The organism is Nguyenibacter vanlangensis (assembly GCF_038719015.1).
In the GTDB taxonomy this organism is placed as follows: Bacteria; Pseudomonadota; Alphaproteobacteria; order Acetobacterales; family Acetobacteraceae; genus Gluconacetobacter; species Gluconacetobacter vanlangensis.
The window spans coordinates 4741236-4751768 of the sequence record NZ_CP152276.1 but is presented as its reverse complement, the minus strand read 5'-3'; the positions used below and the strand labels follow the sequence as shown (position 1 = coordinate 4751768).

General features: G+C 64.6%; 8 protein-coding genes and 1 tRNA gene. 6 read left to right on the top strand and 3 right to left on the bottom strand.

The features are described 5' to 3' along the window. Positions 1–68: 68 nt before the first annotated feature. Genes leuC through AAC691_RS22225 form a run of 3 tightly spaced genes read left to right on the top strand, consistent with a single transcriptional unit; the run spans position 69 to position 3021 of the window. The gene (gene leuC / locus AAC691_RS22235; protein WP_342628523.1) at positions 69–1505 is read left to right on the top strand and encodes a 3-isopropylmalate dehydratase large subunit; all 1437 of its coding nucleotides are present in this window, start codon (positions 69–71) and stop codon (positions 1503–1505) included. A gap of 2 nt (positions 1506–1507) precedes the next feature. Next, positions 1508–2125: a 3-isopropylmalate dehydratase small subunit gene (gene leuD / locus AAC691_RS22230; protein ID WP_342628522.1), complete on the top strand. Its 618-nt coding sequence runs from the start codon at positions 1508–1510 to the stop codon at positions 2123–2125. Continuing rightward, positions 2122–3021: an alpha/beta hydrolase gene (locus AAC691_RS22225; RefSeq protein WP_342628521.1), complete on the top strand. Its 900-nt coding sequence runs from the start codon at positions 2122–2124 to the stop codon at positions 3019–3021. Before leuD ends, AAC691_RS22225 begins: the two co-directional genes overlap by 4 nt. 700 nt (positions 3022–3721) lie before the next feature. Here the strand turns inward: AAC691_RS22225 and AAC691_RS22220 are convergent. Then, positions 3722–3792, bottom strand: a tRNA-Arg gene (locus AAC691_RS22220). 363 nt (positions 3793–4155) lie between these two features. On the opposite strand from AAC691_RS22220, the gene AAC691_RS22215 reads away from it, so the two are divergent. Further along, complete coding sequence (locus AAC691_RS22215) at positions 4156–4392, top strand: AlpA family transcriptional regulator (protein WP_243429611.1); 237 nt, start codon at positions 4156–4158, stop codon at positions 4390–4392. 1 nt (position 4393) lies between these two features. Here AAC691_RS22215 and AAC691_RS22210 read toward each other — a convergent pair whose 3' ends face one another. Then, positions 4394–5743 carry a tyrosine-type recombinase/integrase gene (locus AAC691_RS22210; protein ID WP_342628520.1) on the bottom strand — a complete coding sequence of 450 codons (1350 nt, stop codon included), beginning with the start codon at positions 5741–5743 and terminating at the stop codon, positions 4394–4396. A gap of 219 nt (positions 5744–5962) precedes the next feature. Next, positions 5963–7585, bottom strand: coding sequence for a glutamine-hydrolyzing GMP synthase (guaA, locus tag AAC691_RS22205; RefSeq protein ID WP_342628519.1), 1623 nt, complete (start codon positions 7583–7585; stop codon positions 5963–5965). A gap of 225 nt (positions 7586–7810) precedes the next feature. Here guaA and AAC691_RS22200 point away from each other — a divergent pair, with 225 nt between their 5' ends. Continuing rightward, complete coding sequence (locus AAC691_RS22200; RefSeq protein ID WP_342628518.1) at positions 7811–8236, top strand: hypothetical protein; 426 nt, start codon at positions 7811–7813, stop codon at positions 8234–8236. A gap of 244 nt (positions 8237–8480) precedes the next feature. After that, positions 8481–10409, top strand: coding sequence for a CocE/NonD family hydrolase (locus AAC691_RS22195; protein ID WP_408906121.1), 1929 nt, complete (start codon positions 8481–8483; stop codon positions 10407–10409). Positions 10410–10533 lie beyond the last annotated feature (124 nt).

Here is a 10533-nt window from a genome sequence, read left to right as displayed (position 1 = left end):
ATCCGACATTGGCCCGCGTCCGTCGCCTCGCGCTAGTCTCGTAGCAAACATCGGGAGGATTCTGGGCAATGGCGGGTCCGCTCACGCTCTATGATAAGATTATCGACCGGCATCGCATAATGTCGCTTGGCGCGGGCGTGCAGGGTCGTGAAGAACGACTGCTCCTGTATGTCGATCGCACGGTTCTTAACGAATATACGAGCCCACAGGCTTTTAGCGGCCTGAGGGAAGCCGGTCGCAAGGTATGGCGGCCGCAGGCCGCGCTGGGCGTAGTCGATCATGTCAATTCGACCGCCGCTAACCGCACTGATGCGGTCGAAGACAAGGGCGCTCAAGGTCAGATCGACTATTTCGCGCGAAACGGTCGCGATTTCGGCATTAAGATGTTCGATGTCCTGGATCCGCGGCAGGGCATTGAGCACGTCGTGCTGCCGGAACTCGGCTGGGTATTGCCCGGTATGGTGATCGCCGCCGGCGACAGTCACACCACGACCTACGGTGCCTTTGGCGTCGTAGGTTTCGGCATCGGCACGTCCGACATCGAGCATCTGCTCGCGACGCAAACGCTACCTTACACGCGCCTGAAGCGTATGCGCGCGCGCTTCGAAGGCCCGCTGCCTGTGGGCGTCACCGCAAAGGATCTTATCATGACGCTGATCCGCAAGATCGGCGCCGACGGGGCGGCCGGACACGCACTCGAATTCGCGGGGGAGGCCATCGACGCTCTTGAAGTCGAAGGCCGCATGACGATCTGCAACATGGCGGTGGAGTGCGGTGCGCGCGTCGCGCTAATGGCGGCCGATGAGAAGGTCTTCGCCTATATCGCAGGCAGACCACGCAGCCCGTCCGGCGCCATGCTGGCGGAAGCACAAAAAACCTGGGCAGACATGCGCACCGACAAGGGCGCCGTTTTCGATCGGGAGATAGTCATCCAGGCCGCGCAGGTCGCACCGATGGTGAGCTGGGGCACGAGTCCCGACCAAGCCGGCACAATCGACGATGTGGTGCCAGATCCTGAGGCTGTCGCAGCAGACAAGCGGGCGGGAGTCGTCCGCGCCCTCGAATATATGGACCTCGCGCCAGGCACGCCTTTGTCGGACATCAGGATCGACCGGGCGTTCATCGGATCCTGCACCAATGCACGTCTGTCTGACCTTCGGGACGCCGCGCGGGTGTTGCGGGGGCGGCGTGTAGCGCCCGGCGTGCGGGCGATGATCTCGCCCGGCAGCAGCAGCGTGCGGCGCGAGGCGGAAGCAGAAGGACTGGATCGCGTCTTCGTAGAGGCTGGCTTCGAATGGCGGCAGTCCGGCTGCTCGATGTGCCTCGCGATGAACGACGATGTCCTCGCCCCCGGCGAACGTTGCGCGTCCAGCACCAACCGCAATTTCGAGGGTCGACAGGGCACGGGCGGCCGCACACATCTAATGAGCCCCGCCATGGTCGCCGCCGCCGCGGTTACAGGACGTCTCACCGACGTCCGCGCCCTCAAACTCCTGAAGGCCTGACCATGGAGAAATTTGTGAGCGTAAAGGGTGTGGCGTGCCCGATCCCGACCGCCAATGTCGATACCGACGTCATCATGCCCAAACAATTCCTGAAAGGGATCGACCGGTCCGGACTCGCGCAGGGGCTTTTTCACAATCTTCGTTTCGACGAGCGTGGAAATGCCCGCAAAGACTTCATCCTCAACAAGCCAGCGACGCAAGACAGCCGCTTTCTGGTTGTCGGACCGAACTTCGGTTGCGGCTCGTCACGCGAGCATGCGGTGTGGGGAATGCTTCAATACGGCATCCGCGCCATCATCGGCACATCATTCGCCGGCATCTTCGCGGATAACGCCGCCAACAACGGCCTGCTGCTTGTGACGCTCTCGGCCAGCGAGATCGCTGCGCTGTTTGACGCCGTCGGCCCCACGGGGCGTGAAGTCCTCGTCGATCTGGAAGCACAGGTCATAAACGCCGGCGATCTATCGATCGCGTTCTCGGTTGATGCGGATCGCCGGACCGCCCTGCTGGACGGCCTTGACCGCATCGGTGGCACGCTGCGCCACGCGGACAGTATTCGGTCTTTCGAGGCGGAATATCTAAAGGCGAGCCCGTGGCTTTGCGATAGGATTGACGCATGAAAGAGGTGGCTGGCCGCCCCGACATCATGCCGGGCTTCACTTGGTTCGATGTTGATGCGGATGGCGTGCGCATTCGGGCCGCGATCGCGGGCGACGGACCTCCCCTGTTGCTGCTTCACGGTCATCCCCAGACACACCTGACGTGGCACAAGGTGGCACCAGAGCTCGCCAAGCATTTCACTGTCGTCGCTGCGGACCTGCGAGGCTATGGCGACAGCGAGAAGCTCGACGGCGGCGAGGCTCACGTCAATTATTCCAAGCGCGCGATGGCGGCGGATCAGGTGGCAGTCATGCGATCCTTCGGCCATGATCGCTTCGCGGTAGTGGCTCATGACCGGGGGGCCCGGGTTGCCCATCGCATGGCGCTCGACTTTCCTGACCTCGTCACCAGAGTCACGTTGCTGGACATCTCTCCGACCGCGACGATGTACGCGCGAACCGATATGGAATTCGCGCGGCGCTATTTCTGGTGGTTCTTTCTCATTCAGCCTTCCCCCTTGCCCGAGAAGATGATCGGCGCCGATCCTGCGTTTTTCCTCAACAAACACATTTCAGGTCAGATGAAGACCGAAGGCGCATCCGACCCTCGCGTGCTGGAGGAATATCAGCGCTGCTATGCCGACCCAAGGACACGTCATGCGATCTGCGAGGATTATCGCGCCGCAGCGACCATCGACCTCAAACATGATGCAGCCGATAGCGAGAAGAAAGTACAAGTGCCGCTGATGGCATTGTGGGGCGGTCGCGGCACGGTCGGAGCGCTGTACGATGTGCTTGCGACCTGGCGAGAAAAGGCGATCGACGTGCGCGGCCACGCGATCGACTGCGGCCACAGCCCGCAGGAAGAAGCGCCACAAGCTTTGATGGACGCCCTTGGCCCATTCCTGGCCGCATGAAACCGGCTGTCCAAAAATGTTTCGCGCGATAGACTCCGCGTCGTCAGAGGGTGCTTGGCGCGCGACGCGATTCGAACGTGTGGACCCAGCTTCGGTGCTCCTCCGCCGAAAAGTGGCCGGGGTTAAACCGCGTCCGCCCCGCTTGGGCTCGTCGAGTGTGGCCCCAGGGCGCAGTGCAGACCCGCATGGGCCTCGTCATCAGGTAGCAAATCACAGCCTGGGCGTCCGACAGGTCGCAGCGGTGAAAGTCGCGTCGGCACAGTTGAACATTGGGGAGATTGCGCGTGCGGAGGCGCGACACCCGATAAGGCAAGGGCGATGGCTCGATGCCGCGAATCTGTGCCGCGGGGAACGCGTGCGCCAAGGCGATGACGGGGCGAGCCCCAATCTTCGCATGGCAACGGTCGGGTCTACGCAGCCAGGCGAGGAAGAGCGCGAAATCGAGGGTCGCGGGCCCTGCAGCAGACCGATACCTGGCGTAGGCGTTGGTGGCCGGCAGGTAGTTGCTGTCGCACGGGCACGACTGAACTTCCTCTTCGAGCTTTAAACGACGGCTACGCGACCAACGAGGAAGGTCGCGTCCGCACGCGACTTTCATACAACTGAATGGATTCTGCTTAGAGCGGCGCGGAATTTTGGCCCTCTAAGCAAAAACGACCCCGAAGGACCGTTATTATCGCTCTGCTTTCCTTGGAGGAAATGGGACCGAGCGACACGATTTGAACGTATAGCCTCCACTTCGAAGGTGGCGCTCTATCCAGCTGAGCTACGCATGCATCGCACCTTCCGGCCGCTGCGCCGACCGCGGGCCCGGACTTGGCCAAGCCTACCAGCGCCAGTATCAGGCGGGCAACATGTCCGGCTGCAGTCCACGCGGCGACGCGCGATTGCCGAGCGACTCAAACCCGCCCCGCTGTCGATGCTATGGTCGGAGACCGCCGGCAAGACTTCGGTGTCGATAGCTAGTCGGATCGCAGTCTTGGTCCAGAATTCACGTTAAGCTACGGCACCGACCCCGGCATTTTTTACCCCCTCCACGCTCCACTACTACGACCATCAAATATCTGTTGCACAACAACGAATCATCGACCTGTCTGGTCCCTGCAATGTCAAAAGCATCCAGCAGGAGGCAGCATGACCATGCTCGTCGCAAGCCGTATCGTTCGTCTGAAGACCGTTCTCGCCCGCACCGGACTCAGCCGCTCCACTATCTACCGCAAGATCGCCGAGGGCACCTTCCCAGCCCAGCTGAAGATCAGCATGAACGGATCCGGTTGGCACGAATCCGATATCGATTGTTGGATCGCTAACCCCGCCGGCTGGCGGCCGCCAGAGGCGTTGACGGAGAGAAGGCGCGCAAGCCACGCGTAGTTCAGAGATCGTCGTCCAACTCGTCGTCGTGGATCTCGGCGGCGCGCTGCTTCGCGTCGGCGATCAGCTCTTTGGCAGACTCGCCCTTCACCCAGGCATCGAGCATATCAGCCCAGCATTGAAGCATGATTTTGCGCTCTGCCAAGTAGCGGTTCACGTTATAGACAGCTGCGATCCGGTTCCGCGGCGCGTGAGCCATACTCATCTCGATCCAGCGTTCATCGAACTTGGCTCGGTTTAGGCCTGTCGAAAAGGTGCGGCGCAGGTCGTGAACGCCAAGGCTTTCAAAGTCCGGGTCATCCTTGCGGATACGCTCCACGGCCGCATCGATCACGCGATTGAGCGTGGCGTTGCTTATGGGCGTATCGCCGTCGTACCGGCCAGGATGCAGGTATCGGCTGACGCCGAACATGGTCCGGAACGCCGTAAGAATGTCGAGCGCCTGATCACTCAGCGGGACAACATGCATCTTGCCAGCCTTCATACGCTCGGCCGGAATCGTCCAGCGCGCGGCGGCGAAGTCGATTTCCTTCCATGTGGCGTCAATGAACTCCGACTTGCGAACTCCAGTAAGCAGAACAAACTTCACCGCTGAGCGCAGCGTTGGCGCCGCCGCCACGTGATCCAAAGCCGTCAGGACGGCGCGAACTTCTGACGGCGATAAGGCGCGCTCGCGCGGCTCGAACGTGGCGATAGCGCTGGTGCGTATCGACTCGGCTGGATTGCTCACATCCAGCCCACATGCCTGGGCGTGGCGGAACACCAGCAACACGACCTCGCGGACATGCACGGCGACGGCCGGCCCGCGTTTCTCTTTGACCTCGTCACAGAGGCGCTTGAGACGCTGTGGGGTTACCTCCCCCAGCTTGAGCTTCGACAAGTTTCCCGCGATGGCGCGATCATAGACAGAGCGGCGCATCGCTAGCGTGCTGTCGGCCAGCCTTTCTGCCCCCGACCTGGGATCGGCCTTGTGCTTGAAATACGCTTCCGCCCAACCGCCGAAGGTGAACGCTTCGGCTGACGCAGTGCGCTTCTCCACCTTGGCTTTCGACGGCGACTCACCCCGCTCAACCTGACGCCTCGCGCGCGCCAAAAGCGTCCTCGCTTCCGCAAGCGACACATCCATTCCATATTCCAACGCGTCGGGCGCCCGAGTCAGCGTGCGCGCCGCCTCGGCGCTATAGCGGCCGATGGTCAAGATCTCCTGCCGCCCGTTTACCCGATACTGATACCGGAATGAAATGACCCCGCTCGGCGTGACAGCGGCGTGCATCCCGTCGCGGTCCGTCACCTTGTAGAGCTTGGCCTTTGGCTTGAGATTTTTCAGTTCTTTATCAGTGAGATCGCCCATAAATCCGCATCCGGTCGGGGACGAACGGATACCAACAAAGGGTGTGTTGGTAGCGAAAGCCCGTTTCTTGACCATTCTGCGCCATACCAACATCGCTACCAACAAAGTGGCCGGGCTGGAGTGACATGCAGTGATACGGGGTAGGAAGAAAAGTCCTTGTTAGTCAGAAGGTTCAGGCGATTCTTGGCACGGCGCGAGATGGTCTGAAACGACCTTAGATCACTCCCACTCGATCGTCCCCGGCGGCTTCGACGTAATGTCGTACGTCACCCGGTTCACCCCCTGCACCTCGTTCACGATGCGGCTGGCCACCCGGTTCAGGAACCCGATATCGAACGGAAACACATCCGCCGTCATTCCGTCGGTGCTGGTGACCGCGCGCAGGGCGCACGCGTAATCATAGGTCCGGCCGTCGCCCATCACGCCCACCGTGCGCACCGGCAGCAGCACGGCAAAGGCCTGCCAGATCGCGTCATACAGGCCCGCGGCGCGGATCTCTTCCAGGAAGATCGTATCCACCCGGCGCAGCAGCGCTAGCTTGTCGCGGTCCACCGCGCCCGGAATCCGGATCGCCAGCCCCGGCCCCGGGAACGGATGCCGGCCGATGATGCTCTCGGGCATGCCCATCTCGCGGCCCAGCGCGCGCACCTCGTCCTTGAACAATTCGCGCAGCGGCTCGACCAGCTTCATCTTCATCCGCTCCGGCAGGCCGCCCACATTATGGTGCGACTTGATGGTCACGGACGGCCCGCCGGTATAGCTGACGCTCTCGATCACATCCGGATACAGCGTCCCCTGCGCCAGGAAGTCGGCACCGCCCAGCTTCGCCGCCTCCTCCTCGAACACTTCGACGAACAGCCGTCCGATCGTCTTGCGCTTGGTCTCGGGGTCCGTCACCCCCTCCAGGGCCGACAGGAACAGGTCCGACGCATCGCGATGGATCAGCTTGATGTTGAACCGGCCGCGGAAGGTCTTGACCACCTCATCGGCCTCGCCCGCGCGCAGAATGCCCGGATCGACGAAAATGCAGGTCAGTTGCTCGCCGATCGCCTCATGGATCAGCACCGCCGCCACCGAGGAATCGACCCCGCCCGACAGGCCGCAGATCACCCGCCCCGTGCCGACCTGCGCGCGGATGCGGGCAATCTCCATGTCGCGGAACCCGGCCATCGTCCAGGTGCCCTGGCAGCCCACCACGTCATGCGTGAAATTGCGCAGCAGTGCCGCGCCGTGCGGCGTATGCACCACTTCGGGGTGGAACTGCACGCCATACAGGCGCCGCCCCTCGTCGGCGATGATCGCATACGGCGCGCCCTCGCTGACCGCGACCGCACGGAACCCGGGCGGCAGCTTCGTCACCCGGTCGCCATGGCTCATCCAAACCTGCTCGCGCCCGCCCCGCGCCCAGGTGCCGCGAAACAGCGCGCAATCCTCGATGATGTCGATATGCGCCCGCCCGAACTCCCGATGCTCGTGCGTCTCCACCGCGCCGCCCAACTGGTGGCACATCGCCTGCTGGCCATAGCAGATGCCCAGCACCGGCACCGCCAGTGCGAACACCACGTCCGGAATGCGCGGCGCCCCCTCTTCCAGCACGCTCGCCGGCCCGCCGGACAGGATGATGCCCCGCGGCGCGAAGGCGCGGATCTTCGCGGGATCGGTCGAAAACGGCCAGATCTCGCAATAAACCCCGCTCTCGCGCACCCGCCGCGCGATCAACTGCGTCACCTGGCTGCCGAAATCCAGGATCAGGATCCGGTCCTGATGCAGCGTCTGCTCCAGCGCCCCCAGCGCCTCCGGCGTGCGCGGTTCGGATCCTGCTGTCTTGGCGATATCGGTCATCGTCGTTCTTTCGGTCACGGCATTGCGGTCATGACATTGCGGTCACGGGGCAGTCACGGGCGGGCTTGCATATGCCGGGCGGGCCATGCAAGCGCGGGATATGCGTCGATGACGGTTATAGCGCAACCCCGCATCGGGCGGGACCCTATGGCCCACCGCCCCGCGACGGCCGATAATACCCCAGCATCGCCCCCACCATCGCCCCTGCGTTCCGGAGCTCGATCCGTGCCCCACTCCCCCACACTGCCGACCCCCCTCCTGGCCGCCGCCCTGCTCCTGGCCGCGATCCCCTCTGCCCGGGCCGGCGCGGCCGCCGACCCGCTGGGCCTGTGGACGGGCACGCTGGTGGCCGATCGCGGCGTCTGCCCCGAAACCCGCGCCCCCTCCACCTTGCAGATCGGCACGAAACGCATCGCCTTCACCCCCGCCGACGGCTCGCAGATCCTGCTCGGCACGCGCGACGCCACCCCGGGCCGCTTCCACGCCCAGTTGCTGCTCAGCGACATGAACCACAAACCCTACCCGATGGTGTTCGAGGGCACGCCCGACGGCGACAGCATCCGGGGCATCTACGGCACGCCCCGCTGCCGCGCCCATGTCGTGCTGACCCGCCCCAGGGAAAACGCGATCGCCCATTTCCTGGGCCACTGAACGCCGGACGCCGGCCCGGCCACACCGAATCCCGCTCCCCCGGTTGCCTGATCCGTTCGGCTGCGACATGGTCGCACGAACGGAATCACCACACTCTTACCCGCGACCACCCCAGCCGGGAATTCAGCAGGAGCGCCAGGTTTTGACCCTTCACACACACCGCCCGGGCGGGGCGATCTCTTTCCTCACCGCCCTGGCCCTGACCGGTACAACGCTGACCGGCACAACGCTGGCCACCACCACCTTGGCCGCCATCCCGGCCCACGCCGCCGCCCCCCGCTCGACGCACCACGCCGCCCACCCCGCCGCGCCGGCGGCATCTCCGCTGACGGTGCAGACCGGCAGCGACATCCCCGCCCACGTCACCTTCCCCACCGACGCGCGCGACTACGTCAAGCGCGACGTCATGATCCCGATGCGCGACGGGGTGAAGCTGCATACCGTCATCGTCATCCCCCGCAACGCGCATGACGCGCCGATCCTGCTGACCCGCACGCCCTATCACGCCTCGGAACGGCTGAACCGGGTGGAGAACGCGCCCTCGATGCGCGCCCTCCTGCCACAGGGCGACGACGTGTTCGTCGAGGCCGGCTATATCCGCGTCTTCCAGGACATCCGCGGCAAATACGGGTCCGAGGGCGATTACGTCATGACCCGCCCGGTCCGCGGCCCCCTCAACCCCACCCGCACCGACGAGGTGACCGACGCCTGGGACACGATCGACTGGCTGGTCCACAACCTGCCGGAATCCAACGGCCGCGTCGGCATGCTCGGCTCGTCCTACGAGGGCTTCACCGTCGTCATGGCGCTGCTGAACCCCCACCCGGCGCTCAAGGTCGCCGCCCCCGAGAGCCCGATGGTCGATGGCTGGATGGGCGATGACTGGTACCATTACGGCGCCTTCCGCCAGGGCGGGCTGGATTACTTCACCGAACAGATGACGGTGCGCGGCGAGGGCGCGACCATCCCCCGCATCGACCACGACGACTACACCAATTTCCTGCGCGCCGGCTCGGCCGGCCGCTTCGCCACCGCGGCGGGGCTGGACCAGTTCCCCTGGTGGCAGCGCATGCTGGCCCATCCCGACTATGATGCCTTCTGGCAGGACCAGGCCCTGGACAAGCTGATCACCCGTCACCCGCTGACGGTGCCCACCCTGTGGGAACAGGGCCTGTGGGACCAGGAGGACATGTGGGGCGCGATCCATTCCTGGATGGCCCTGAAACAGACAGCCCCCAACGTCCCCAACATCCTGGTCATGGGCCCGTGGCGGCACAGCCAGGTCAATTACGACGGCTCCAGCCTCGGCCCCCTGCACTGGGACGGCGACACCGCCCACCAGTTCCGGCGCGACGTGCTGCTGCCCTTCTTCAACCAGTATCTGCGCCCCGGCGCGCCGCCGGCCGATCTGCCGCAGGCCATCATCTACAATTCCGGCGAAAACCACTGGGACCGCTTCGCCAAATGGCCCCTGGCCTGCGACGGCACGTCCTGCGCCCATCCGCTCAAGCCGCTGTTCCTGCAGGCCGGCTACGGCCTCTCCTTCGACCACCCGGCGGCCGACGCGCAGGATTCCTACGTCTCCGACCCGGCCCACCCGGTCCCCTTCCTGCAACGCCCCTTCAATTTCGCCACCGACGCCGCGCGCTGGAAGACCTGGCTGGTCCAGGACCAGCGCATGGCAGAAAGCCGCCCGGACGTCCTGACCTACGAAACCCCCGTCCTGACCCAGCCCGTACGCGTCAGCGGCGTCCCGGTCGCCGACCTGTTCGCCGCCACCACCGGCACCGATTCCGACTGGGTGGTCAAGCTGATCGACGTCCAGCCCCCGACCGACGGCGACCGGCCGGAAATGGGCGGCTACGAACTCGCGGTGTCGATGGACATCTTCCGCGGCCGCTACCGCACCGGCTTCGACCATCCCACGGCGATCACCCCGAACGCGACGGCGGAATACCGCTTCACCCTGCCGGCGGTGAATCACGTCTTCCAGCCCGGACACCGGATCATGGTCCAGATCCAGTCCTCGCTCTTCCCGCTCTATGACCGCAACCCGCAGCACTTCGTGCCCAACATCCTGCGCGCCGGCCCGCAGGATTACGTCGCCGCCACCCAGTCCATCCATCGCGGCGGCACCCAGGCCACGTCCATCCTGCTCCCGGTCGTCCCCTGACCGGCATACCGGCCGGTCATCCCCGGCCGGTCATTCCCCCAGGGCGTCCCCCCACGGCATCCCCAGGGGCATCCCCAAGGGCTGGCCATCCCCGGGCCGCTTACGCGTCTGTGACCTGTGCCGG